Consider the following 24,195-nt stretch of genomic DNA (forward strand, 5'->3'; position numbering starts at 1 on the left):
GTGACGGCAAGCACCGCCATTTGCGCCCACACTGGCGCCTGCACGAGCCATTCCATGCCCTCAGGGTAGCCTGTTCACCATGAGCAGTGCACCTTTCGACGTCACCTGCCCCGCGGGCACCATCACCGGCTACCTCGATGAGGACGTGGCCCACTTTCACTCCATCGAGTACTCCCATATCCCGGGGGATTTCGAGAACCCCGAACCTGCCCCGCCCCGTGACCAGGATGCACGCACCCCGCACCCAGAGAAGGTCGCGCTCACCATCACCGCCCCCGCACCCGGCAGCCGCACCACGTCACTGGCGCCCACGTTGGTCTATATCCACGGCGGCCGCTACGAGCACGGCTCCCACGAGGATCCCCGTGCAGAGGGCACGCCCACCGCACAGGCAGGCATCGTCCACGTGCAGCTGGGCTACCGCGTGGGCCTGCCGGGGCTTGCCCGTTTCCGTGATGATGAGCCCGACCGCTACCGCGCCATCGAGGACCTGCAGCTGGGCTTGGAATGGATCCAGCGCAATATCGAGGCCTTCGGCGGGGATCCCACCAACGTCACCATCTTGGGCCAGTCCGCCGGCGCCAACGCCGTGCTGTGGCTGTGTCGGCGGGACCACTACCGCGGGGCCTTTCGCCGAGCACTAGCGCTCTCCCCGGGCTTCCCGCGGGAGACCTTCGAGGAGCGCAGTGCCACCCTGCGTCAGGTGATGAAGAAGCCCATCACGCGTTCCTCGCTTGCGGCGATGAGCCAAGAGGAGCTTGCCGCCGGCTACGCCAAGTTCCGCAAGAAGTACAGCCTCGATATGGCGCTGGGCCCCACGCCCCTGGAGTGTGGGCAGCTTGCCGACGTCCCCCTCATCCTCGGCAGTACCCGCGACGAGTTCTACAACATCCCGGCCACACGGAAGATTGACCGCTCCCCGTTCCGCGGCCTCATCCTGCGCTATGCGGCGCCGCGCTTTGGCTTTCCCCGCAATGGTTTCCAACCTTGGTATCAGGTGGCGCAGCACATGGACAAGGAGCGCCCAATGGGCCGGATGGTGGGTGATGCCATCATCCGCCGCTGGGCTGCAGAGGTAGCGGAGAAGGCACCGGGTAAGACCTGGATGGTGGAGTTCATCCGTTCCTCGGGCCCAGCCCTGCACTGCGAGGAGCTGCGCCCGCTCTTCGGCAGAACGCCTCTGGCCCAGTGGCTACAAGATTTTGTGCGCACCGGCGAGCCCGGCTTCGAGGCCTACCGCCCCGAGCACGCTATCTGGGAATACAACCTGGATAACGACGAGAACCGCGTGGCCTACGCCAGCTTGGATTATATTTCGGCGGCCTTCGCCCAGGATGGCAGCCTGCTCTGATCCAGGGGCATTAAGCCAAGAGGGCCGCGCGCAGCGGTTCGTGGGTCAGTTCCTCCACCATCCACGGGCTAAAGGCAAACGGCGTGGCGTCGACGGCGGCGAGCACATCGCGCACTGGCGCCCACGCGAAGGAATCGACTTCGTCGGGGTTGGGCGCCGGATCATCTTCAGTTTCGAAGAGATAGACCGGGCAGATTTCATTCTCCACCACGCCAGAAGAATCCACGGCACGGTAAGCAAAGTCCGGGAGCACCAAACGCGGCGTGCCGCTCAGGCCAAGCTCGAAGCGGCCGCGGCGCACGACGGCGGCGGCAGTCTCCTCATCCGGGCCCGGGTGCCCGCAGAAGGAATTGGTCCACACGCCAGGCCAGGTCAGCTTGGACAGGGCGCGGCGGGTCAGCAGCAGCTGGCCATCGCGCACCACCCACGCAGAAAAGGCGAAATGGAGCGAGGTATCCGCGGTATGTACGGCGGCCTTGTCAGCGGTGCCGGCGGGTGTGCCCTCCGGCGAAGCTAGAACGACGAGTTCCGTCATAGATTGAGGTCTCCTACATAGCGCACGTTGCCAATGCTAAAGCGCGCGTTCCAGAGGTTGCCTGGGGCAACGTTATAGACATATTGAAGGTTGGTGGACGCACCGGCGCCCAGCGGGTGATCCAGGCCCGGCGCGGCCACATCCGGGTGGACAGCGGGGTCAACATCAATCGAATCCACGGTGGCCCAGCCGCCGTTGCCGTCGGCACGCTCGAGGGTGGGTTCCGGGAGGGCGTCGACAGGCATCGGCACCTCGTTGAGGTTGTGAATCTTCACAGTCAGCACCGTTCCGCCACCGCCGGAGTACAGGCCCTGCAGCTCAAATTCCACGTTGAGGCCCTCGTCCTTAACGGGGGCTGCCAAGTCGGAGGTGACCTCGTGAGCGTCCACGTCCTTGGCCTCAAAGGTCGGCGGCTCCGAACTGGAGACCACGATGTTGTCCTGCGGGCCCACGTCCGGCGGCTGGAGGATACTGCAGCCTGACAAGGCAGCCAGGCACAGCGGGGCGCACGCTAGGGGGAGGTATTTCTTCACCGCGGATCCTTTTCCATCACGATTTCGGTTTCTCCCCTACCTTAGTCGACGGGTTGGATATTCCTATTAAGGGCGTAACATCGGCCGGCGATGAACTCTATTCTCCGCATCGTCCGCAGCGCCTCCGCTCTGTGGCCTTTCTATCTTGGCGTCCTTATCACCGCGTCAGTCACCGCGATTCTGTCGCTGCTGACACCTTTCATCCTCCGCGAAGCCACCGATACCGTCGTCGCAGGCGGACCACTGCGCACCATTCTGTGGTGGGTCGTAGCACTCTTTGTGGCGGACGCGCTGGGCAACGTGGTGAAGAATATCGGCGGCTATATCGGCGATGTGATGGTCGCACGCCTGCGCCAGATTCTTTCGACGCGCTACTTTGCCAAGCTGCTCTCCGTGCCGCAAGGTTATTACGACAACCAGGTTACCGGCACCATCATTGCGCGCTTGGACCGCTCGATTGCGAATATCACGCAATTCCTGCAGTCCTTCTCCAATAACTTCTTCGTCATGCTCATCCAGGCCGCGGCGGTGCTAGTCATCACCGCGGTGTACTACTGGCCGCTGGCCATCCTGCTGGCTGCGCTCTTCCCCATCTATATGTGGCTCACCGCGCTGACCTCGGAGCGCTGGCAAAAGTTTGAGGCCATTAAGAACGAGAACATCGACGTGGCCAATGGGCGCTTCGCGGAGGTCATCGGACAGGTGAAGGTGACCAAGTCCTTCGTCGCCGAGGCCCGCGAGCTAGCTTCCTTCGGTTCGCATTACCGCACGGTGGTGGATACGACGAAGCCGCAGTCGCGCTGGTGGCATTCCATGGACACCGCGCGCGGCGCGGCCATGGCGCTGATCTTCTTAGGCATCTATGGCCTGATTTTCTGGCGCACCTTGGAGGGCCACTTCTCCATCGGTGACATGGTCATGCTCCTGCAGCTGGTGAACATGGCCAAGCAGCCGGTGTTCATGATGAGCTGGATCGTGGATGTCAGCCAGCGCGCCATCGCCGGCTCCAAGGACTACTTCAAGGTCATGGAGGAAATCCCGGAGCCCACCGTCAACCCGCAGCTGGTCGCCGCCGCTGAAACCTCCGACGTGCCGGAGCTCGACCTCACCCCGGCCAAGCCGCTGCGCCCCGCAGAAGGCCCGGTCTTCGCCTTCGAGGACGTGTCCTTCTCCTATGAATCGGATAAGCCGGTCGTCGCCGACATCACCTTCGCCGCCCAAGAAGGCCACAAGGTCGCGCTCGTCGGCGAGTCCGGCGGCGGCAAGTCCACCCTGGTCAACCTACTGTTAGGCCTCTACCAACCCACGGAGGGAAAGCTGACGGTACTGGGCCACGACGCCGCGGAGCTCACCGCGGAGCGCCTGCGCGCTTCAGTCGGCGTGGTCTTCCAGGAGTCCTATCTTTTCTCCGGCACCATTCGGGAAAACATCGCTTATGGCAAGCCGGGCGCCACGATGGAGGAGATCGTGGACGTCGCCAAGCGCGCCAATGCACACGGCTTCATCGAAGAATTCCCCGATGGCTACGACACCGTCATCGGCGAGCGCGGCCTCAAGCTCTCCGGCGGGCAGAAACAGCGCGTGGCCGTGGCGCGCGCCATGCTGAAGGACGCCCCCATCCTCGTCCTCGACGAGGCCACCTCGGCGCTGGACACCAAGGCTGAGCGCGCCGTGCAGGCCGGTCTGGACGAGCTCATGAAGAACCGCACCACGCTCATCATCGCGCACCGCCTGTCCACCATCGCGGACGTGGACACCATCATCACCCTAGACCGCGGCCGCATCTCCGAGATTGGCGCGCCAGCGGAGCTGGCGCAATCGGGCGGCATCTACGCCGAGCTGCTGCGGCTGACCCAATCCGCCTCCGCCGCCGACCGCCAACGGTTGAAAAAATACGGATTCGTCCAAGCCACCGACGAGTAAGGTGGGACGCATGCATTTCCCTAGCCTGAAAGAACTCTCTGCCCGCGGCACCCGCAAGTGGACCGTCTATGACGAGGACATCCTTCCACTGTGGATCGCTGAATCAGACTTCCTCACCGCACCGGCGGTCAAGGAGGCCATCCAAGAGGCTGTCGACGCCGAGTCCTTCGGCTACACCCCGGCACCCAAGGCCTCTGAGCTCAACGCGGCGCTAGCGGATTTCTATGAAGCGCGTTATGGCTGGCGCCCAGAACACGTCTTCTGGATCGGGGATGTGGTGCGCGGCCTGCTGCTCGGCGTGCAGTACTTCACCGAGGGCGCGGTGGCCGTGCCGGTCCCCTCTTACCCGCCGCTGCTGGAGCTGCCGGAGACCGCCGGGCGCGAGAAGATTGAGACCTCGCTGGAGCTCGACGATATCGAGCGCGCCTTTAAGGCCGGCGCCGGCTCCATCCTGCTCTCCCACCCCTATAACCCGCTCGGCATTGTCTTTGATGAGGACTGGCTGCGGGGGCTCGTGGAGCTGGCAGATAAATACGATGCCCGCATCCTCTCCGACGAGATCCACGCCCCGCTCGTCTACGAAGGCCGCCACATCCCGCTCGGCGCCTTGTCCGACCGCGTTATTACCGTCACCGCCACGTCCAAGGCGTGGAACACCGCGGGCTTGAAGTGCGCGCAGGTGATCTTCTCCAATACTGCGGATGTCGAGCGCTGGAACTCGCTGACCGGCGTGGCTAAGGACGGCACCGGCACGCTCGGTGTCTTGGCTGCGGAGGCTGCCTACCGCCACGGTGGGGAGTTCCTTGACGAGGAGATTGAGTACCTGAAGAAGACCCGCGATTGGCTGGTGGAGGAGTTACCCAAGCGCGTTCCGGGCCTCAAGACTTCCCACCCGCAGGCCACCTACCTGCTGTGGTTGGACTTTAGCGAGACCGCCATTGGGGATAACCCGAAGCCTGCGGCCTGGGTGCGCGAGCACGCCAAGGTAGCCCTCAATGAGGGTGTCACCTTCGGCACGGGCGGTGAGCATCATGCCCGTCTTAATTTTGCAACCTCCCGTGAGCTGCTCGAAGAGGCACTCGACCGGCTGGAGAAAGCATTTAGCTAAAATTTACATCTCATGTCATGGGCATTATCCTTAGAAAAATGTCCATTAATGACGTTCAGGCCCCCGCCCAGTCCGCTTCGAAGACGAGCTCCCCCATCGGCATCGTCATCGTTGCCTCCCTCATGCTCTTCTCCATGTTCTTCGGAGCGGGCAACCTCATCTTCCCGCCGGAGGTCGGTGTCTCCTCCGGCACCAACTTCTGGCCGGCCACCATGGGCTTCCTCGCCGCTGGCGTAGCCCTGCCGGTCTTGGCGGTGATCGCGGTGGCCATTTCCGGCCAGTCCGTGCGGGATATCGGAAACCACGGCGGCAAGATCTTCGGCGTGGCCTTCTCCGTCATCGCCTACCTGGCCATCGGCGCGTTTTACGCCCTGCCGCGTACCGGCGCGGTATCCATGGAAACCGCGATTACCCCGCTGCTTGGCTGGGAGGGAACCTTTGCCAACGGCGCCTTCAACGTCGTCTTCTTCCTCATCGCTTTAGCCCTGGCCTGGCGCCCCAACAACATCATCGACACCTTGGGCAAGTTCCTCACCCCGGCGCTGGTCATCCTGCTCGCCGCCCTCATTACGTTGGCCACACTGGCCAACCCCCGCGTTCCCGGCACCCCGACTGAGGAGTACGCCTCCGCGCCCTTCGTCACAGGCCTCTTCGAGGGCTACAACACCATGGATGCCATCGCGGGCCTGGCATTCTCCATCGTCATCGTGACTTCGCTGCGCTCCAAAGGTTTCTCTACTGACCGTGCGCTGCTGCGCGGAACCATCACTTCCGCCGTCATCGCCGGCGCGCTGCTTGCCGCTATCTACCTGGGCCTGGCGTGGATCGGCCAAACCATGCCGAATGGTTCCTCCTATGATTCCGGCGCCGCCTTGCTTGCCGACGCCTCCAATCTCACCATGGGCAACGTCGGCCAGGCCGTCTTCTCCGCCATCGTCATCCTGGCATGCATGACCACCGCCGTGGGCCTGATTTCCGCCACCTCGGAGTTCTTCGCCCTGCTCGTGCCGAAGACCACCTACCACTTCTGGGCTTGCCTATTTACCGCGCTGTCCATCGCCTTCGCCTTCCAAGGCCTGGATACGGTGCTCGCCATCGCGGTCCCCTTCATCGTGTTCTTGTACCCGCCGGCTATCTCCCTGATCGCGCTGACGCTTCTGCAACCAGCAGTTAAGAAGTGGGTCACCTTCTACTGGGGCTTCCGCCTGGCGCTGTGGGTTTCCGTCCTGTGGTCCGCCGCCACCTCCTTCGGCGCCCCGCTTGGCTTCTCCCCTGGCCAAGACGTTGGCCTGGGCTGGGTAGTTCCCACGCTCCTCGCATTCGTCATCGGCGTTATCATCGACGTTGTATCTACATCCTCGTCGAAGAAAAGTGAGTAGTTCATGACGCCCCGCGCCGCCCTATCCATCCTCGATTTCTGCACCATCTACCCGGGGGAATCTCCTTCCCAGTCCATGGCCAGGTCGGTCGAGCTGGCGCAGCAGGCGGAGGCCTTGGGCTTTGAGCGCATGTGGTACACCGAGCACCACAACATGCCCTCTATTTCCTCCTCCGCCCCGGCGGTTCTCATCGCCCACATTGGTGCAAAGACCGAGCGCATCCGATTGGGCTCCGGCGGGATCATGCTGCCGAACCACGCGCCTTATGTTATCGCCGAACAATTCGGCACCCTCGCCGAGCTCTACCCCGGCCGCATCGACTTGGGCCTGGGCCGCGCACCCGGCACCGATATGAAGACTTTGGGCCGCGCCCTGCGCCGCGATAGAAATGCCGCCGAGCGCTTCCCTGAGGATGTCAAGGAGCTGCAGGGCTACCTTTCCGGAAAATCCCTCGTCCCCGGTGTGCAGGCCATCCCCGGCCACGGCACCAACGTGCCGATCTACATCCTCGGGTCCTCGCTCTTCGGCGCCTCCCTGGCCGCCAAATATGGCCTGCCTTATGCCTTCGCCTCGCACTTCGCCCCGCAGCACTTGGAAGCCGCCACGGCCTATTACCGCGAGAATTACCAGCCTTCCGAGGCCCACCCCGAGCCCTATGTCATCGCCGGCGTCAACGTCACCGCGGGGGGTGACGCCGAGGAGGAATTCGAAAAGGTCTGCTTCCGCCGCGTGAAGGCTTTCGTCAGCCGCGGCAGGCAGCTCAGCGACGACGACGTCGCCCGCATCATCGACTCCCCTCAGGGCCAGCAGATCATCAGCATGCTGCAGTACTCCGCCGTTGGAAATGTAGAGCACGTGCGCGAGTACCTCACCGACTTCCAGAAGTTGGCTCAGGCGGATGAGCTCATGATCTCCCTGCAATCCACAAGCCACAAGGCAGCGTTGGGTAATATGGCAAACCTGGCACAAGCGTGGCAGATGTAGGCGTACGCGCAGGCGCGCGTACGCACATCTTTGCCCGTCACAGCGTTGTTCTACATAGAGGAGAATTTCGGTGGCCCTTCGCCGTATACAGCAACACAGCATGATCGCTGATTACCTGCGCACCCTCATTCGCAGCAAGAAGCTTTCTCCTGGTGATTTCCTGCCCAGCGAGGCCGAGCTCTGCGAGCAATTCTCCTCCTCCCGCGGCCCCGTGCGCCAAGCCGTCGCGGCACTGCGCTCGGAAGGCCTCATCTCCTCCGGCCGCGGCCGCCGCTCTGTCGTCCTCGGCCGTTTTACCTCGGAGTCCTTCGACTCCATTTATTCCGTGACGCACTGGCTGCGCGAGCGCGGCTTCGAGCCCGGCGCGTCCACCTTGTGGCTGGGGCGCTGCCCTGCTTCCGAGCAGGAAGCCGAGTTCTTGCGGGTAGAGACAGGTTCCCCCGTAATCTTTGTGCACCGAGTGCGCAGCGCCAACGGCATGCCCATCGCCATCGAGCGCATGTTCTTCCCACTGGACGTGGGCAGCCACATCCTCAACTTCGATGCCGACAACGAGTCCATCCACGATCACCTACGTAAGCAGGGCGTAGACTTCGACAACGTCAATCGCGAGCTCTCCCTCGCGTCCGCCAGCGAGGAGGATGCGCGCTCCCTTAATGTCGAGCCCGGCACCCCGCTGTGGCGCCTGCACTTGGACATCTCAGATCACTCTGGTCATCCCGTCGAGTGCACCGAAATCCTGTACCTCGGGGACCGCCTGACGCTGGGCATGACGAGCGTGCGCGGAAGTACCTCCCCGCTCGAGGTCAAGTTGTCGGAAGGATGATGAGAGCCTGGATTGGTGCGCTGGGGCTGGTCGTGGGGGCGTCGTTAAGCGCGTGTTCTGCCGGCTCCACGGCAGTGGTTGATTCTGACTCCTCTGCGCTGACGCTGGCCACCACGACGCCGGCGACCTCCCTGGATTTCACCACCGTCGGCGGAGCCGCCATCCCGGCAGCACTCATGAGCAACGTCTACGAAACCCTGGTGCGCATCTCCCCGGAAGGAGAGATTGTCCCCGGGCTCGCCGAATCCTGGGAGGTCGAGTCCACGCGCTACACCTTCCACCTGCGTGAGGCTTCCTTCTCCAACGGCGAGGCTTTCACCGCGCACACCGCCGCGTGGTCCATCAACGCGGTGAAGACGGAGTGGACGAACGGCATTAGCGCCCAGATGGACGTGGTGGAATCCGCCACGGCTGTCGACGATCACACGCTCCTCGTCACCCTTAAACGGCCCTCCGCCGGGTGGTTATGGTCCATGGGCACCGCCATCGGTGCTATGCGCACTCCCACCGAAGCGGTGGGCACCGGCCCCTTTGCCGTCGCGGGCTTCTCCCCCAACGAATACATCGCGCTGCGCGCCCGCCCAGACTACTGGGGCACCCCAGCGGAAGAAGACATCACCATCCGCTACTTCCCGGATTCGCTGACCGCGGTCAACGCCCTGCGCTCCGGCGGGGTTGATGCGGTGTGGGGCGTGCAGAACCCGGAGCTGCTCGACACGCTCGATGACTCCATCGAGACCGCCGTGGGCACCACGAACGGCGAGGTGTTGCTGTCCATGAATAACCAAGCAGCACCTTTCGACGACCCCCGCGTGCGCCGCGCCGTGGCCTATGGCATCGACCGCCGGGCCGCCAACGAGATCCTCTGGGAAGGCCGCGCACAGGATACCGGTGGCGCACCCGTCCCGCCGACTGATCCCTGGTTTAGCGGGAAGGACTACTACCCCTTTGAACCGGCGCGCGCCCGCGCGCTGATGGAGGAGGCCGGCGCGGTGGGCACTCCGCTCACACTCACGGTGCCAAGCCTGCCCTATGCGCAAACACTCTCCGAGTTCCTCTACTCCCAACTGGAGGAGATGGGCTTTGAGGTCACGCTGGAAACCGCAGAGTTCCCCGCCGTGTGGTTGAGCCAAGTCATGGGAGCTAAGGATTATCAGATGTCGCTCGTCGCGCACGTCGAGCCGCGCGATATCCCCACCATCTTTGGCAACCCGGACTATTACCTCGGCTATGATTCGCCGCAGGCCCGCACGCTGTTGGAGCAGGATGACATGACAGGGGCCGTAGACCAGATCATGGAGGACATGCCCGCTCTGACGCTGATGAATATGCCCAATATCGTGCTCTACCGCGAGGGCCTGACCGGCCTGCAGCCGAACCAAATCACCGATGCCATTGAGTTGCGAGGCGTGCGATGAGAATACTGCGCTTCCTCGGCACCATGTGGGCTGCCTCCATCATCATTTTCCTGCTCATGCGGGCCGTGCCCGGCAACCCGGCGCGCGTGGCCTTGGGCGTCAACGCTACCGATGAGGCCGTGGAAAAGCTAACGCACTCCATGGGCTTGGACCGCCCGCTTCTCGTCCAATACCTAGAGTGGATGAAAGGGCTGTTGACCGGCAACTTCGGCATCTCCCTGTCCTCGCAGCAGGACATCACTCCGCTGGTGATTGACCGCGCGCAGGTTACGCTGTTGCTCATCGGGCTGGCCATTGTCCTCGCCCTAGCCGGGGCTATTCCCATGGGCATCCTGCTCGCCCGCTTTCGCCTCCCTGTGCTCAATGCGGCCACGCAGCTGGGCATCGCGGTGCCCAGCTTCCTGGTCGGTATCCTGCTGGTCGCCGTGTTCTCCGTGCACCTGGGCTGGCTGCCGGCCAACGGCTGGCAGCTACCGCGCGAAGGTTTGAGCCACCTGATCCTGCCGGTTATCTCGCTGGCACTGGTGCAGGGCGCGATGCTCACCCGTTACGTGCGCGCTACCCTCCGCGAGGAGATGGACAAGGACTACATCCGCACCGCCCGCTCGCTCGGCGAGTCCCGCACCGAGGCACTCATCCGCCACGGCCTGCGCAACGCCGCCCTGCCCGTACTCACCGTCACCGGCGTGCAGCTGAGCACCCTGGTGGTGGGCGCGGTGGTCATCGAGAACGTCTTCGTTATCCCAGGTCTCGGCTCGATGCTTCTCGACGCCGTCTCCACCCGCGACCTCACCACCGTCCAGACCCTCATCATGGTCTTCGTTACCTTCACGCTGACCGTCAACCTGCTCACGGACCTGGCCTACCGGGTCATCGACCCGCGGCTGAAGGAGGCTAGATGAAACCCGGTTATATTCTGGTGGGGCTGACCATTCTGCTCGCCCTGGTCTCCCTAGTGTGGACGCCCTATGACCCGAACCTCATCTCCCCCGACCGCCTGGCCGGCCCCAGCCTGGAACACCTCATGGGCACCGACCGCTTCGGGCGCGATACCTTCTCCCGCATCCTCGCCGGCGGCCAGATCACCGTGCTGGTGGGAGTGGTAGCGGTGGCCATCGCTGCGCTCATCGGGGTGCCACTCGGCATCATCGCCGGGATGCGCGGTGGTGGCTTCATCATGGCGGCCACCGACCTGCTACTCGCCTTCCCGGCGCTGCTGCTGGCCATCGTCGCCGGCGCGGTGTGGGGCTCGTCGACGCTCACGGCGACCATCGCCATCGGCATCGCCGGCATCCCTTCCTTCATCCGGGTCACGCGCTCCGGCACGCTGCAGATTATGACGCAGGACTATATCGCGGCCGCCCGCATCTCACGCGTGCCGCCGGCGCTCATCGCGTGGCGCCACGTCCTACCCAACCTCGGCGGCATCGTGGCTATCCAGGCCTCCGTCTACTTTGCGCTGGCCGTCCTCGCCGAGGCTGGCCTGTCCTACCTCGGCCTGGGCACCGCCCCGCCGACCGCCTCGTGGGGACGCATGCTGCACGACGCCCAGCCCCTCCTGGCCACCCACCCCCTCCAGGCGCTGTGGCCAGGGCTAGCCATCGCCGGCACCGTCCTCGGATTCAACCTGCTAGGAAGCCATGCTGACCGTCACTGATCTGCGCGTGGGCCCTGTCGGCCCCATCTCCTTTTCCATCGCACCCGGCGAACGCGTCGGTCTCATCGGCGATTCCGGCAGCGGCAAGTCCCTCACCGCCCTAGCCATCATGGGGCTTTTGCCCGATCACCTGCAGGCCACCGGATCCATCCGTTTCAACGGCCAGGAGTTGCTGAGCATGCGCGACCGTGACCTGCGCAAGCTGCCGCTGGCCATGGTCTTCCAAGAGCCCATGACCGCGCTCGACCCGTTGATGAAGGTCCCCGGCTTCAACCGCTTCCCGCACCAGCTCTCCGGCGGGCAACGCCAGCGCGCGCTCATCGAGATGGCCATGGCCCGCCATCCCAAGCTCCTCATCTGCGATGAGCCAACCACCGCCCTGGATCCCTTCACCCAGGAGGAAATCCTCTCCACCATCGTGGATGCCGCGGACAGCGAAGACACAGCGCTGCTGTTCATTAGCCATGACCGGGACGTCGTCAAGCGCGTGTGCGACCGCGTCGTGCGCATCGGTGAGCTCACCGCTCCCGACCTCACCCCGCCGCCCATGCCCACCCTGGGCGAGCCCGTCATCGAGCTCAAGAACGTGACCAAGACCTACCGCGGGGTGACCGCGCTGGACGACGTCTCCCTCGCCGTCCGCGAGGGCGAGCGCCTCGGCATCGTCGGCGGTTCCGGCTCCGGCAAATCCACGCTGCTCAAGCTGCTCACGGGGCTAGCGGAGCCGACCTCGGGGACGGTGGCGGTGAAGAAGCGTGTGCACATGGTCTTCCAAGACCCTAAGGGCTCGCTCAACCCGCGCATGCCTATCTGGAAGATCGTGGCCGAGGGCGGCGGGACGCGCGAAGAAGCCGAGGCGGTGCTGCGGGAGGTCGGCATCGAGGGCTTCGAGCGCTATCCCCGGGACTTCTCCGGCGGGCAGCGCCAACGCATTTCGCTGGCGCGCGCCGTGGTGGGCAAGCCGGAGATTCTGCTGGCGGACGAGGCCGTCTCAGCGTTGGACGCCACCTCGCGGGCCCAGGTCCTCGAGCTTCTACAGCGCGTAACGAAGGACATGACGCTGGTTTTCGTCTCCCACGACATCGATGTCGTGCGCCACTTATGCCCCACAGTGGCGGTCCTGCAGGACGGCCGGCTCGTGGATCGCGGCGAAACGAGTAAGGTGTTCTCCCGATATGGAACACCCACTGCCGCAACGTCCTAATGCACTTCAGCTCTTTACCGCCTTTAACACCTCCGCGCGCCGCTGGCCCGGTGCCCTGCGCGCGGCGTTGGCGATCATTATCCCCGGCGGGATCGCTGTAGCGACGGGCCACCCGGATGCGGTGCTGCTCATTTCCGCCGGCGCCTTCTCCGTCATCTACGGCGAGGGACACCCCTACCGCACGCGACGCCGCGTGATCCTCACCGCTGGCGGACTGCTCACGCTGGCGGCCACGGCCGGTTCCCTCGTCGGCGTGCATGGGCTGGCGCTGTCCGCGGTGTTTACGGTGGTCCTAGCAACCATCGGCGCGTTCGTGCAGAATGCGCTGCGGCTGCCGCCGCCGGGTTCCTTCTTCATCGTGATGGTGGCCGGTGGTTCCACGATGCTGCGTGGGGTCTCGCCGTGGGAGGTGGCCGCGTGGAGCCTGGCCGGCGTGTTGGCCAGCTACGTGCTGGGCATGCTGCCGCGTTTCCGGGATCCGCACGGTCCGGAGACCCGCGCGGTGGCCGCGCTGGAGAAGGCCGCCGATGCCTTCGTGAACTCCGATAGCGATTTCCTGGCTCGCCACCACCAGGCGCAGTCCGCCATCTCCACCGCCTGGCAAGCGCTTGCCGACGCCGGCGTCATCCGCGGCGGCCGCATCCGCCACCCCGCCCAGGCAGAGCTGGTGCACCGCGCGCTGGCGGCCCAGCAGCGCATCGTGGCGCACCACAAGCAGGTGGGCGGCAACTCGGATGAGCTCTCTGATTCCCCTACCTACGTGGACCCGGACCGCACCAGCATCCCGCACACCAAGCCGACGATGCGCTACCGCTTCTACCGCGCCGCGGTGGGCAATTCCCACGCGGTGGTGACGGCTGAGAAGATCGCGCTTGGTGGCCTGGCCACCGCGTTCATTGGCATGGCGCTGGGGCTCAACCGGCCGGACTGGGGCGCGGTCTCGGTGCTCCTGCTCTTGCAGTGGGGGCCGGACCGGGTTCCGGGAACGATTCGCGGTGTGCAACGTATGCTGGGCTCCGTCTTAGGCGTGTGTGTCTTTGCGCTCATTGCCTCTTTCAGCCCGCACGGCTGGGGGTTGGTGCTCGCGTTGGCCTTCTGCCAGTTCTGCGCGGAGATTCTGGTGGTGAAGAACTACGCGCTATGCGTCATCTTCTCCACTCCCCTGGCACTGCTGATGGGCAATTCTTCGGAGCACATGGCCCACACCATCGGCTCGCGTATGGCGGAGATTGGGCTCTCCGTGGTCGTGGCGATGCTCTTCTTGTGGCTGTGGAAGCCGCGCGCCCAGCTGACCAACCACTACCGCCTGCAAACGCGCTGTTTCGAGGCGATGGCCGCCCTGCTCGGCGCACTACTCATCAAGACCCCCGAGGAAGCGCTGGCACAGCGGCGCGACCTGCACTACGAGTTGCTTTCGGAACGGCGCAGCATCCAGTCGCTGGCGACCAATCACTCCGATATCAGCGAGTTCTGGGAGCGCCACACCGCCTTGCAACCGGCCGGATACTTCCTCTTAGATTTCTGCGTGGTCAATCCGCTGTCGCAGCCCAGCCGCGCGGAGCTGGACACGCTCATCGCGAAAATCACCGCAGCGGAAATGCGGTCCTAACCTCCTAGCACGGGCAACCCCCGGTTGCCCGCGAATTATTTCACCGATAGCAACAGGTTCGGGTCGAGTACGTGTTCCTCCACGCGCTCGAAGCAAGCGAAGGCTTCCTCCAGCTCACGGACATTCTCATCAAAATTAGGCAGCGACATGGCATTCCAATCGACGCAGAAATAAGTGCCTTCATCCTAGCTCACACCACTGTCATTGTGCGCACCTGCGATAATGGTGAGGGTGAACACTCGAAAATCTACAGGTCCACCCGTTGGCATCTATCCTCACGACATGCACCCCGGCTTGGTTCCGGGTATCGGTGTGGAGGATCAACGCAACGCTTTCGCCCTTGACAAGGTCCCTTTTTTCAGCACCGCTACTTTCATCGTAGCCTTCATCGTGTGGGGAATTAGCTCACCAGAATCCGTCTCGGCCGCATCCTCCACCGCCTTTTCCTGGGCCATCACCAACGCCGGCTGGCTGCTCAACATCACCATGATGATGGCCGTAGCCACCATGCTCTACATCGGCTGCTCCCGCCTAGGCCGCATCAAGCTCGGTACTGATGACGAAGAGCCCGAGTTCGGTTGGTTCAGCTGGGTTGCCATGATGTTTGGCGCCGGCATCGGCGTCGGCATCTTCTTCTACGGCCCCTCGGAGCCGCTGTCGCACTACCTCACCCCGCCGCCCCACACAGTCGACGGCAACAGCGTCGAGGCCCTGCACCAGGCCATGGCCCAGGCGCACTACCACTGGGGAATCTCGCCCTGGGCGGCGTACGCCCTGGTCGGCGGAGCCATCGCCTATTCCTCCTACCGCCGCGGGCGCGTGCCTCTGGTGTCCTCCATTTTCAAGCCGCTGTTCGGCTCCCGCGATACCGACGGACCGTTGGGCAAGCTTATCGACGTCCTCGCCCTCGTCGCCACGCTCTTCGGAACCGCCGCCACGCTGGGGCTTTCCGCCATCCAAATCGGCCAAGGCGTCTCCATCATCCGCGGCGCCGGCCCGCTGACCAACTCCGTGCTCATCGTGATCATTGCGGTCCTTGGCTGCGGCTTCATCATCTCGGCGGTCTCGGGTGTCTCCCGCGGCGTGCGCTATCTCTCCAATTTCAACATCACGGTGACACTCGGCTTGGTCATCTTTGTCTTCTTCACCGGTCCGACCTTGCTCCTGCTCAACCTCGTGCCCTCCGGCATCGTGACCTACATCGACCAGCTTTTGCCGATGATGGCCAAAGGCCTGTCCTGGGGAGATGAGACCATCGAGTTCCAGTCTTACTGGACCGCCTTCTACTGGGCATGGTGGATTGCCTGGACGCCGTTCGTCGGCATGTTCGTGGCCCGTATCTCCCGCGGCCGCACGCTACGCGAATTCACGGCAGTGACGGTCTTCGCTCCCTCCCTCATCCTCATTTTGGCCTTCACCATCTTCGGTGGCACGGCCATCACCTTTAAGCGCGAGAACCTGCCCAACTTTGATGGCTCCGCCTCCGGCGAGCAGGTTCTTTTCGCCATGTTCGACAACCTGCCGCTGAGCAGCATCACGCCCTTCATTTTGATCCTGGTGCTGGCGGTCTTCTTCATCACCTCCGCCGATTCCGCTTCGGTCATCATGGGAACCATGTCCTCCAAGGGAAACCCTGCCCCCAACAAGTTCATCGTCATTTTCTGGGGCCTGTGCATGATGGGCATTGCCGTAGTCATGCTGCTGACCGGCGGCGAAGACGTACTCACCGGCCTGCAGAACCTGACCATCCTGTCTGCCCTGCCCTTCTGCATCGTGCTGCTCGTCATGATGGTGGCCTTCATCAAGGACCTGCGCTCCGACCCGATGTTCATCCGCCGCGCCTACGCGCGTGCCGCGGTGGAAAACGCCGTCGTGCGCGGCATCGAGGAGCACGGCGATGACTTCGAGCTCACCGTCGAGCATGCAGACGAAGGCCGCGGTGCCGGCTCCGACTTCGACTCCTCAGCGCACCGCTATACGGACTGGTACCAGCGCACCGATGAAAAGGGCGAGAATGTAGACTACGACTTCGGCACCGATACCTGGGCCGATGGCTACGAGCCAGACGCCGAGCAGAAGGAGAAATAAATGGGGTTGCCTGAAAACGTCGTCCTCGACGGCTACACCCTCATCGAGCAGCATGAAATCGACCACGAGTTTCTCATCAACGGCTCCCCGCTCACCGCGACAACTCCCGTTCTTTTCGCACTCAGCATCGGCGGCATGCTCCTCGTGGCCGCGAGCTTCTTTCTGCGCGGTACCCGCCGCTTTATCACCGGCCTCCTCGGCGCAGTGCTGACTCTCACGAAGCTGTGGTGGATGCCCATCGCGCTTGCCCGCCAGTTCGACGACGGCCAGGTCTTCGGCTATACGCTCAAGTACTACCCCCAATACTGGCCCGTAGCATCCATCATCGTGGTCGGCATCGCGTTAATCGGCCTGATCTCCGCGTTTTTCTTCCGGCGCTAACGCGACTCCAACACCGCGATCGCAATGTGCACCCGATTGGTACCGCCCAGTTTGTCCAAGATGTGCTTGATGTGGGTTTTCACCGTGGTCACGGAGACGTAGAGCTGTCCGGCAATCTCTTGGTTGTCTAGGCCCTGGGCCACCAGCTCCGCCACCTCGTTTTCGCGCTGGCTTAAGCCCTCTAGCGGGCAGGGCTCAACCACCTCCACCTCTGCCGGCTCCGGCGCAGGACGCTTGAGCGCCAGAAGGTTCTTCAGAGCCTGCGGGCTCAGCAGCTGCTGCCCCGTGGCAGCGGCCCGAACCGCAGAGACCAGGCCCTCCGGCTCGATGGTCTTGAGCAAGAACCCCATCGCGCCGGCGTGTAGCGCATCCACGATGAACTCATCCGTATCAAAAGCGGTGAGCATGACCACCGGAATGTCTGGCGCGCTCGCGCGCAGCTGCCCGGCCGCCTCGATGCCGTCCATCACGGGCATGCGGATATCCATGAGGACAACATCCGGTTGCAGATCCAGCACGCGGGCCACGCCGTCGCGCCCGTTACTGGCCTCGGCCACGACCTCAATGTCCGCAGCGCCTTCCAGGATGAAACGGATGCCGCGCCGCAGTGCCTGCTCGTCATCGACTAACACCACTGAAATCATTACGCGTGTGCCTCCTCCGGTAGCTCGAGGACCCAGGTGAAGGTGGAGGCGTCGTCAAGCACTGTGAAGGTGCCTCCCGCCAGCCGAGCGCGTTCCTCCAGACCCAACAAGCCGTTGCCGCCGCCGGACTCTGGCTGCTCCGCTACTTTCTTGTTCTGCATGGTCACCCGCACCTTATCCTCCTCGTTCTCCACGGTGAGCGTCACCTTCTTCCCCGGCGCGTACTTGCGCGCGTTGGTCAGCCCCTCCTGCACGGCGCGGCCCAGCGTGTGGGCGGCTAGTGTGCTCAGCTTATCGACGTCCCCCTTCTTATAGCGCACCTTCGTCCCCGCCGCGCGAGCGCGCCCGATGTGCTCCTCGATGCTCGCGCGCGGATCCACCCGGTCATCCACGCGCAGCGCCTTGATCACCCCGCGCAGGTCCTCCACGGCGGCCTTCGCCTCGGACTGGATGGTCTCTGCCGCCTCGGCGACGCGCTCCGGGTCGGCGTCCTTGCGGTAGCTCAGGCCACCCGCGTAGACGGAGATGAGGCTAAGCCTGTGTGAGAGGGAATCGTGGATATCGCGGGCAATGCGGTTGCGTTCCTCCAGGCGGGCGCGCTCCTCGCGCGAGCGCAGCTGGTCCTCGTTGAGCTCCGCCAAGCTGACCAGCGTGACCTCGCGCTGGCGGCGCTGCGCGCGCACCGAGCCCGTAATCCAGGCGACGATAAGAAAGAGGCTTCCATAGAACACGTAACCAAAGGTCGCGAAGATGTTCATCCGAATGTAAGGCACAGAGATAACGGTCACACACGAGGCCACGAACACCGCCGTCCCCGCCAGGGACCACCGCAGTCGGCCGCGCGAGATGATTGAAATCAACACCACCAGCACTGACAGCGACAGTGGGCGAAACCCGCCCAGTACCAGGACGAACAGAGCCGCAACCAGCACCACCGGGTGGCCGGGGTACTCCTCGTGGATGTTGCGCTCCCGCCGCGAGTGGTGCAGGGCGAAGGGCAGCAGAATCCAGGTGGCGAAGCTAAATAGACCCATCAAGCCCATAACAAGGGCTTCCTGATCCGTCCCCTCGAAGTTTTCGATATGGGGGATCCATGCCGCCATATCCGCCACCACGCAGAGCAGAATGAGCAGCACCGTGATCCACAGTGGTCGCGTCTTGCTTGTCATTGTTGCCACGATAGTTCTCCCTGCGTTCCGGAAAATCCTCCCTGCGGAGGATACCGGCACCCCGGGCACGGTTCATAGCCTAAACCGCATGAGAAGAACACAGACTTTATATGAACTGCTCACCGCCGCCGGGCTCGTGAGCGCTGCTTATGGTTTCTCCCAAGGTGCTTTCGTCACTACAAGTGCGCTCGCCGCAGTGTTGTACGCGACCGTGGCAATTGGTCTCACGCTGCTGATTCTGCGCAAGTACCCGGGCATTGCGCATGGCGTGGTGTGGGGCATCGCGGTCACCAGGGTCGCAGCTTCGCTCAACAAATGGATGAACGACCTCCTCATCCGCTTCTTCCCGGAGTGGCTGGTCGAGGCCGGTATCGCCCCGCTCCCCGAAGAACTACTCAAATTCCTCGGCGTCCTCTTCATCTGCTCGTGCATCATCCGGCCCCGTCATTGGGCGGACTACGTCTTCGTCGGGGTGGCGGTAGGCATGGGCTTTAGTGTGGGCGAGAATGTCGTCTACTACGTCAACTTGACGCTGGAGAACCTGGATTCCGATATCAAGGGCACCTTGATGGCGGTCCTTGTCCGCTTCATCGCGAACCCTCTCATGCATTCTTTCTTTACCGGAATTGCCGCCTATGGCCTCGCCCGCAAGCAGCCGGTGCGATGGTTGCTCCTTGCCATGGCGGTGCACTTCGCTGCCAACTTTGGCCCGTCTGTCACTATCGCCCTTGAGAACGCCCTGTGGCCCGTCTTTGCCGCCCTCATCATTCTCATTTCTCTGTGGGGCGCCACGATTGTCAGCATTGTCAAGATCCGGAAAATCCTCCCTGCGGAGGATACCGGAGCAAAATCGCAGCTCGTAGGGTCGAAATCATGAAAAACACACTGATTTATTCCTGCCTCGGCGTTCTCGCCGCAGTACCGCTTGCCGACGCCCTCCTCCCCGACCCCACTCCCGTGACCACCGCCGTGCGCGGTATCCCAGGGCTAGAATGCCCGGAGGATCCGTACGCCTCCTCGCAGACCTGGAACTGCGGGGGTGCGACCATCATCGCCGAAGAAAGAAGCTCCTCGCACCCGGTAGAGACGTACCTGCCGCGCCAGCACCGCTCCTTCAACGGGACGCGCGCGCTCACCGACGCCCCCATCACCACCCAGGCACCGGATCTCTACCGCGTGTCCGACGAGAATGGAATCACGCTGGCCCACCCCGACGAGAACACCATTTCCTTCCTCCACATCTACGGACCGAAGGAACGTGACTTCGCCGACCGGGTACAGGAGGACGCATGAAGTACCTGTACTTTCTGCTGACCCTCGGCGCGCTGGCCGTGTCCGCCTTCCACTGCACCCGCGAACCCTTCCTACCCGCCAGCGCGCTGACTGCTGTGGTCTTCGCCGCCGTACTCGTCTCCCTCACGCTGTTCCTCCTGCGCCGCCGCCCAGGAATTGCGCACGGCGTGGTGTGGGGCTTCGCGGTCTCCGGGCTCGCCGTGGAGCTCAATACGAACATGACCCACCTCCTTGCCCGCGCGGGCCTGGACTGGCTGGGCGCTGCGGGATATGCGCCGCTCAACGAAGAAGCGCTCAAGTTCCTCGGCGTGCTGTTGATCTGCACCTGCATCATCCGGCCCCGAAGCTGGCTCGACTATGTCTTCGTGGGCGTGGCCGTGGGCATCGGTTTCACTGTGGGTGAGGACGCAACCGCCTTCGCGCGCATGACGGCGGATAACCTCGATTCGGATACCGCCGGCGCAATCGGGGCGGTGGTCATCCGCCTGGTGTCCAACCCGCTCTCCCACTCGCTATTCACCGGGCTTAGCGCCTACGGTCTGTCCCAGAAGCAGCCGGTGCGCTGGCTCATTGCCGCCATCGCGGTGCACGTGACGAACAACCTCTTCCCGTCGCTAAGCACCGCGTTCGACGACGCCATCTGGCCCCTCCTCGCCGGCATGGTCGTCGTGCTAGCCGTGTGGATAGCCACCATCTGGGGCGTTATTGCGCTGCGGAAGAAGGCGGCTGTGCATCCAGCCCTGTCCCCTGCACCGGTGCGCGCATAGCCTTCGTCGCCGGGGAGGGATGAGCGTCCTCGGCGGCGAGGCGCTCAAAAGCCACCGCCGCCAGGGCTGCGGCTTGGTCTCCCAGGACCGAATCATCGAAGCGCACCAGCGGTGAGTGGTTCCACTCGCGCATGTGCTCCGGGGTGTGCGGATCTCCCGTACCGAACCACATGAAGGTGCCCGGAACCTGGGATAACACCGCGCCGAAGTCCTCCGAGGCCATCATCGGGGTGTCCATGGTGAGCACGTTTTCCGCCCCAAACATCCCGGCCCACAGCGATGCCGCGAATTGATCCTCGCGCGGTGAGGTCTTCGTCGCCGAATACAGGACCTCAAAGTCCACCTTCGCGGTACAACGATGCGAGGCCGCCACGGAGCTTGAGACCTCGATGATCATTTGGCGGACGGCATCGATGTGTTCGTCGCGAAGCACGCGCACCGTCGCGCCCAGCTCCGCCTTGTCCGGGATGACGTTGACCGCGCCGTCGCCCGCGCGCAAGTTGGTCACCGTGATGACAATCGGCGAGTTCGCGTCGAAGCGCCGGGTCAGCGCCACCTGCAGCGCCACCTGGATCTCCGCAAGGGCCGCAACGGGATCGATAGCATCATGTGGGCGCGAGCCATGCCCACCTTTGCCGTAGACGGTAATCCCTAGGTTGGACGACGAGGCCATCATCGGGCCGGCGATGTGGTGGAAGGTGCCCCGATCCTGCGGGCCGACGTGCAAACCGTAGGCGGCGATGGGGCGGCGGCCAGCAGCGTCGAGCACGCCCTCATCAATCATCGGCTGCGCACCACCCGGGCCTTCCTCGCCCGGCTGGAACATGAAGATGACATCGCCCAACAGCTCCTCGCGGTGGCGGCAGAGCATCTTGACCGCGCCGATCAGCCCGGCCGTGTGCAGGTCGTGGCCGCAGGCGTGCATGTTGTTATTCGTCGAAGCGAAAGGGCTGCCCGTCTGCTCGCGCACCGGAAGACCATCCATGTCCGCGCGCAGCAGCACCGAGACGGGACGCTCGCCGCGCTTCCCCCCGCGCAGCACCGCGACGACCGAGCTGAGATCGCGTCCCAGTTGAATCTCCAGCGGCAAGCCTTTAAGAGCTTCGAGCACCTTCTCCTGCGTCCGCGGCAGGTGCAGCCCCACCTCCGGGTTCTGATGCATATCGCGACGGAACGCCTGCAACTCCGGAAGCAGCTCCCAGCCTTCCTCCACGAACACTTGGCTGGCCAAACGCTCCCCCAGCTTGGCCGAAACCATCGGAAGCGGTGGCAGTTGCTGACGGTGGCGCGGGGCCATCTTCATGGTGTCATCCTTTCCGAGCATGTGCGCCGAGCATACCGGAAACTGTATTAAAGTAACGGTCTATGAAGCTTCTCTCTGCGCTTTTGAGCAGCGCACTTCTCATGTCTTCTGCCCCTGCTTACCAGGAATCCAGCCGCGATGAGCAATCCTCTCGCTGGGGCGTGGACGCAACGTTCAGCATCCTCAACGCCATGGGTTCCTCCTCGCGCCTTCTCACCGATTTGTTCACATCGGAACAGGAAGGGTATCCGTACCCGGTGGATGCGTCGATAAGCACGGCGTCGGTGATTTCCCGCGCCCCGACCGATGAGCCTGGCCGGGAAAAGTGGCTCGTGGCCTCGCCGTCCATGGGACGTGAGATTCCCGTCGACGTCGTCCTCGGCAGCGGCGGCCCGGTGGTGTACTTCCTGGAAGGTGTCGACTCCCCGGAAACCTCCAACTGGATCACCAAGGGGCATCTGAAGCGCGTTTTCGGCGACTCCGACGCCAGCATCGTCATCCCCTCCCAAGGCGCTGGTTCCATGTGGACCGACTGGAACGAGGATGACCCCAAGTTGGGCCGCCACAAATGGAACACCTTCGTCACGCAGGAGCTCGCTCCGGTGGTTGAGGCAGAACTACATCACAACGACAAACGCGGACTCATCGGCTTGTCGATGGGCGCGTCCGGCGCGGTCATGATGGCCAACAACCACCCGGGGTTCTTCGATGCGGTGGCGGGAATTTCCGGTTGCTATTCCACGACGAGCACGGTGGGCCAGGGAACTGTCGACCTGACTGTGGGGAGCCTGGGCGGCAACCCGCGGAACATGTGGGGTCCGCACGGCTCGCCGGACTGGGTACACAATGATGTCGCAGCGAACCCGGAGGGGCTGCGCGGGACGACGCTCTATCTTTCCGCTGCCACTGGCGCATGGACGGATGAAGAGATGGCGGCCTACCCTAACAAATCCCTCGATGATCGCATCGGCGGCACCCTGCTGGAGGCCGGCTCAAAGCGGTGCACGGAGGAGTTTTCCGCCGCGCTTGACGACGCCTCCCTCCCCCACACCACCGACTACCTCGACTCCGGGGTGCACGACTGGGTGATGTTTGGCAAGCAATTGCAGCCGGCGTGGGACGCGATTAAACCGGCGCTGTACTAGCGACGACCCCACCGCCCAAGCCTGTCGGCCCGAAAGGCTCTCCCCTTTCTGAGGCCTATCTCCCGTCCCCCCAGTCACCGTTCAGCCAGCCCTAGCCAACCCTCTCTCCGCCCTTGGTCGGTGTTTCATCCCGTCTGTGAGCAGGTTATTTGCTCTTCCGGTTGCGGGGTGGCTAGACCTGTTTTAGTCTCTGTGCTCATGGGGGATATCGAAACCTACCTCCGCCTACGCAACTCGGGGATTGCACTGGTGGAACATATACCTGGCACACCCGATGAGCTCCGCGCGCTCGGCGCGGATGCCTCTGATGCCACCGAGCTTTCACAGCTGCACCAGGTTTACTTCGGCCCCACCCGCTTTAGCGGCAAACAACGCAAAGCCCGTGCTGCAGCCCTTCAACAACGCCACAGCCTCGGCGCCCTCACACTGATTGAAACCTACACCGCACGCGTGAAAAAGACCCTGGATGCCTGGAACCTCCGAGCAAAACTCGCCGCCACACCCGCACACCGCATCCCACATGTTGCCGCCCAACGACTTAAAGAACTCCGTGCTAAAAGAACCGCCAAACCAGGCGTACGCATCACCTACCGGGAACAAGGCCCCAACACGCTCTCCATCACTGATGACGCCACCACGATTGCCAACATGCGCGCAGTCTTAGAATCCACCAACAACACCGACCTCCTTCAAGCCGCCAACGACATCTTCTTCAAAGAAGGCACTGGATCCACACCCGCGGTGCGCACCCAAGTCATCATCACCCTGAATGAGCTCGACCAAATCATCAACGGCGAGGGTGACGAAATCCAGCTCAACCTGACTAACGGCGCGCGCATGACAGGCGCAGAGTTTCTCACCCACAAGTTTGCCGAAAT

General features: G+C 63.5%; 22 protein-coding genes and 1 pseudogene. 18 read left to right on the forward strand and 5 right to left on the reverse strand.

The annotated features are described in order from the left end of the window. The first annotated feature begins 79 nt into the window (after positions 1 to 79). Positions 80 to 1,351, forward strand: coding sequence for a carboxylesterase family protein (locus QP363_RS08540; protein WP_201829303.1), 1,272 nt, complete (start codon positions 80 to 82; stop codon positions 1,349 to 1,351). Positions 1,352 to 1,361: 10 nt separating this feature from the next. On the opposite strand, the gene idi is transcribed toward QP363_RS08540, so the two are convergent. Both idi and QP363_RS08550 read right to left on the reverse strand, forming a co-directional pair. Further along, positions 1,362 to 1,886: an isopentenyl-diphosphate Delta-isomerase gene (gene idi / locus QP363_RS08545; RefSeq protein ID WP_201829301.1), complete on the reverse strand. Its 525-nt coding sequence runs from the start codon at positions 1,884 to 1,886 to the stop codon at positions 1,362 to 1,364. Continuing rightward, a complete protein-coding gene (locus QP363_RS08550; protein WP_070644571.1) occupies positions 1,883 to 2,419 on the reverse strand; it encodes a hypothetical protein in 537 nt (178 codons plus the stop codon). The genes idi and QP363_RS08550 overlap by 4 nt, the downstream gene beginning before the upstream one ends. A gap of 90 nt (positions 2,420 to 2,509) precedes the next feature. Between QP363_RS08550 and QP363_RS08555 the strand changes: the two genes are divergently transcribed. From QP363_RS08555 to QP363_RS08610, 12 genes are all read left to right on the forward strand, one after another. Continuing rightward, positions 2,510 to 4,342: an ABC transporter ATP-binding protein gene (locus QP363_RS08555; protein WP_284764010.1), complete on the forward strand. Its 1,833-nt coding sequence runs from the start codon at positions 2,510 to 2,512 to the stop codon at positions 4,340 to 4,342. A gap of 10 nt (positions 4,343 to 4,352) precedes the next feature. Next, a complete protein-coding gene (locus QP363_RS08560) occupies positions 4,353 to 5,450 on the forward strand; it encodes a MalY/PatB family protein (RefSeq protein ID WP_201829297.1) in 1,098 nt (365 codons plus the stop codon). 38 nt (positions 5,451 to 5,488) lie between these two features. Then, positions 5,489 to 6,829: a branched-chain amino acid transport system II carrier protein gene (gene brnQ, locus QP363_RS08565; protein ID WP_070644568.1), complete on the forward strand. Its 1,341-nt coding sequence runs from the start codon at positions 5,489 to 5,491 to the stop codon at positions 6,827 to 6,829. Between the two features lie 3 nt (positions 6,830 to 6,832). Continuing rightward, positions 6,833 to 7,813, forward strand: a complete 981-nt coding sequence (locus QP363_RS08570; RefSeq protein WP_284764012.1) for an LLM class flavin-dependent oxidoreductase — start codon at positions 6,833 to 6,835, stop codon at positions 7,811 to 7,813. Between the two features lie 100 nt (positions 7,814 to 7,913). Beyond that, complete coding sequence (locus QP363_RS08575; RefSeq protein WP_284764013.1) at positions 7,914 to 8,639, forward strand: GntR family transcriptional regulator; 726 nt, start codon at positions 7,914 to 7,916, stop codon at positions 8,637 to 8,639. Then, positions 8,639 to 10,057: an ABC transporter substrate-binding protein gene (locus tag QP363_RS08580; RefSeq protein WP_284764035.1), complete on the forward strand. Its 1,419-nt coding sequence runs from the start codon at positions 8,639 to 8,641 to the stop codon at positions 10,055 to 10,057. Before QP363_RS08575 ends, QP363_RS08580 begins: the two co-directional genes overlap by 1 nt. Next, positions 10,054 to 10,959: an ABC transporter permease gene (locus QP363_RS08585; protein WP_284764015.1), complete on the forward strand. Its 906-nt coding sequence runs from the start codon at positions 10,054 to 10,056 to the stop codon at positions 10,957 to 10,959. The genes QP363_RS08580 and QP363_RS08585 overlap by 4 nt, the downstream gene beginning before the upstream one ends. Beyond that, entirely contained in the window at positions 10,956 to 11,714 is a 759-nt protein-coding gene (locus tag QP363_RS08590; protein ID WP_284764016.1) for an ABC transporter permease, read from the forward strand. Before QP363_RS08585 ends, QP363_RS08590 begins: the two co-directional genes overlap by 4 nt. Further along, the gene (locus QP363_RS08595) at positions 11,698 to 12,918 is read left to right on the forward strand and encodes an ABC transporter ATP-binding protein (protein WP_284764017.1); all 1,221 of its coding nucleotides are present in this window, start codon (positions 11,698 to 11,700) and stop codon (positions 12,916 to 12,918) included. The genes QP363_RS08590 and QP363_RS08595 overlap by 17 nt, the downstream gene beginning before the upstream one ends. After that, entirely contained in the window at positions 12,890 to 14,527 is a 1,638-nt protein-coding gene (locus tag QP363_RS08600; RefSeq protein ID WP_284764019.1) for an FUSC family protein, read from the forward strand. The genes QP363_RS08595 and QP363_RS08600 overlap by 29 nt, the downstream gene beginning before the upstream one ends. Positions 14,528 to 14,809: 282 nt before the next feature. After that, positions 14,810 to 16,615, forward strand: coding sequence for a BCCT family transporter (locus QP363_RS08605; RefSeq protein WP_284764020.1), 1,806 nt, complete (start codon positions 14,810 to 14,812; stop codon positions 16,613 to 16,615). Continuing rightward, positions 16,616 to 16,996 (forward strand): hypothetical protein, encoded by a 381-nt coding sequence (locus tag QP363_RS08610; RefSeq protein ID WP_284764021.1) that lies wholly within the window; start codon positions 16,616 to 16,618, stop codon positions 16,994 to 16,996. It begins immediately after the preceding gene. Here the strand turns inward: QP363_RS08610 and QP363_RS08615 are convergent. Then, on the reverse strand, positions 16,993 to 17,640 hold the full coding sequence (locus QP363_RS08615; protein WP_284764023.1) for a response regulator transcription factor: 648 nt from the start codon (positions 17,638 to 17,640) through the stop codon (positions 16,993 to 16,995). The genes QP363_RS08610 and QP363_RS08615 overlap by 4 nt on opposite strands. After that, complete coding sequence (locus tag QP363_RS08620; protein ID WP_284764025.1) at positions 17,640 to 18,809, reverse strand: sensor histidine kinase; 1,170 nt, start codon at positions 18,807 to 18,809, stop codon at positions 17,640 to 17,642. Before QP363_RS08620 ends, QP363_RS08615 begins: the two co-directional genes overlap by 1 nt. Positions 18,810 to 18,897: 88 nt before the next feature. Between QP363_RS08620 and QP363_RS08625 the strand changes: the two genes are divergently transcribed. Genes QP363_RS08625 through QP363_RS08635 form a run of 3 tightly spaced genes read left to right on the forward strand, consistent with a single transcriptional unit; the run spans position 18,898 to position 20,869 of the window. Continuing rightward, on the forward strand, positions 18,898 to 19,686 hold the full coding sequence (locus QP363_RS08625; RefSeq protein WP_284764027.1) for a PrsW family glutamic-type intramembrane protease: 789 nt from the start codon (positions 18,898 to 18,900) through the stop codon (positions 19,684 to 19,686). Then, entirely contained in the window at positions 19,683 to 20,102 is a 420-nt protein-coding gene (locus tag QP363_RS08630) for a hypothetical protein (protein WP_070446708.1), read from the forward strand. Before QP363_RS08625 ends, QP363_RS08630 begins: the two co-directional genes overlap by 4 nt. Continuing rightward, positions 20,099 to 20,869 carry a PrsW family glutamic-type intramembrane protease gene (locus QP363_RS08635; protein WP_284764029.1) on the forward strand — a complete coding sequence of 257 codons (771 nt, stop codon included), beginning with the start codon at positions 20,099 to 20,101 and terminating at the stop codon, positions 20,867 to 20,869. The genes QP363_RS08630 and QP363_RS08635 overlap by 4 nt, the downstream gene beginning before the upstream one ends. Here QP363_RS08635 and QP363_RS08640 read toward each other — a convergent pair. After that, on the reverse strand, positions 20,805 to 22,172 hold the full coding sequence (locus QP363_RS08640) for a M20 family metallopeptidase (RefSeq protein ID WP_284764037.1): 1,368 nt from the start codon (positions 22,170 to 22,172) through the stop codon (positions 20,805 to 20,807). The two genes, QP363_RS08635 and QP363_RS08640, sit on opposite strands and share 65 nt — an antisense overlap. Positions 22,173 to 22,234: 62 nt before the next feature. Here QP363_RS08640 and QP363_RS08645 point away from each other — a divergent pair, with 62 nt between their 5' ends. Together QP363_RS08645 and QP363_RS08650 are read left to right on the forward strand one after the other, a co-directional pair. Further along, positions 22,235 to 23,317: an alpha/beta hydrolase family protein gene (locus QP363_RS08645; RefSeq protein ID WP_284764031.1), complete on the forward strand. Its 1,083-nt coding sequence runs from the start codon at positions 22,235 to 22,237 to the stop codon at positions 23,315 to 23,317. A gap of 198 nt (positions 23,318 to 23,515) precedes the next feature. Beyond that, positions 23,516 to 24,195 (forward strand): annotated as a pseudogene (locus QP363_RS08650) (HNH endonuclease); the annotation flags it as partial.

This window comes from Corynebacterium sp. UMB6689 (assembly GCF_030215295.1).
Lineage (GTDB): Bacteria > Actinomycetota > Actinomycetes > Mycobacteriales > Mycobacteriaceae > Corynebacterium > Corynebacterium aurimucosum.

Coding starts and splice junctions, on each gene's coding strand:
- QP363_RS08555 (WP_284764010.1), top strand. CDS start 2,510: ATGAACTCTATTCTCCGCATCGTCCGCAGCGCCTCCGCTCTGTGGCCT.
- QP363_RS08570 (WP_284764012.1), top strand. CDS start 6,833: ATGACGCCCCGCGCCGCCCTATCCATCCTCGATTTCTGCACCATCTAC.
- QP363_RS08595 (WP_284764017.1), top strand. CDS start 11,698: ATGCTGACCGTCACTGATCTGCGCGTGGGCCCTGTCGGCCCCATCTCC.
- QP363_RS08620 (WP_284764025.1), bottom strand. CDS start 18,809: ATGACAAGCAAGACGCGACCACTGTGGATCACGGTGCTGCTCATTCTG.
- brnQ (WP_070644568.1), top strand. CDS start 5,489: ATGTCCATTAATGACGTTCAGGCCCCCGCCCAGTCCGCTTCGAAGACG.
- QP363_RS08610 (WP_284764021.1), top strand. CDS start 16,616: ATGGGGTTGCCTGAAAACGTCGTCCTCGACGGCTACACCCTCATCGAG.
- QP363_RS08600 (WP_284764019.1), top strand. CDS start 12,890: ATGGAACACCCACTGCCGCAACGTCCTAATGCACTTCAGCTCTTTACC.
- QP363_RS08605 (WP_284764020.1), top strand. CDS start 14,810: ATGCACCCCGGCTTGGTTCCGGGTATCGGTGTGGAGGATCAACGCAAC.
- QP363_RS08635 (WP_284764029.1), top strand. CDS start 20,099: ATGAAGTACCTGTACTTTCTGCTGACCCTCGGCGCGCTGGCCGTGTCC.
- QP363_RS08630 (WP_070446708.1), top strand. CDS start 19,683: ATGAAAAACACACTGATTTATTCCTGCCTCGGCGTTCTCGCCGCAGTA.
- QP363_RS08640 (WP_284764037.1), bottom strand. CDS start 22,172: ATGAAGATGGCCCCGCGCCACCGTCAGCAACTGCCACCGCTTCCGATG.
- QP363_RS08575 (WP_284764013.1), top strand. CDS start 7,914: ATGATCGCTGATTACCTGCGCACCCTCATTCGCAGCAAGAAGCTTTCT.
- QP363_RS08585 (WP_284764015.1), top strand. CDS start 10,054: ATGAGAATACTGCGCTTCCTCGGCACCATGTGGGCTGCCTCCATCATC.
- QP363_RS08580 (WP_284764035.1), top strand. CDS start 8,639: ATGAGAGCCTGGATTGGTGCGCTGGGGCTGGTCGTGGGGGCGTCGTTA.
- QP363_RS08560 (WP_201829297.1), top strand. CDS start 4,353: ATGCATTTCCCTAGCCTGAAAGAACTCTCTGCCCGCGGCACCCGCAAG.
- idi (WP_201829301.1), bottom strand. CDS start 1,886: ATGACGGAACTCGTCGTTCTAGCTTCGCCGGAGGGCACACCCGCCGGC.
- QP363_RS08540 (WP_201829303.1), top strand. CDS start 80: ATGAGCAGTGCACCTTTCGACGTCACCTGCCCCGCGGGCACCATCACC.
- QP363_RS08645 (WP_284764031.1), top strand. CDS start 22,235: ATGAAGCTTCTCTCTGCGCTTTTGAGCAGCGCACTTCTCATGTCTTCT.
- QP363_RS08615 (WP_284764023.1), bottom strand. CDS start 17,640: ATGATTTCAGTGGTGTTAGTCGATGACGAGCAGGCACTGCGGCGCGGC.
- QP363_RS08625 (WP_284764027.1), top strand. CDS start 18,898: ATGAGAAGAACACAGACTTTATATGAACTGCTCACCGCCGCCGGGCTC.
- QP363_RS08590 (WP_284764016.1), top strand. CDS start 10,956: ATGAAACCCGGTTATATTCTGGTGGGGCTGACCATTCTGCTCGCCCTG.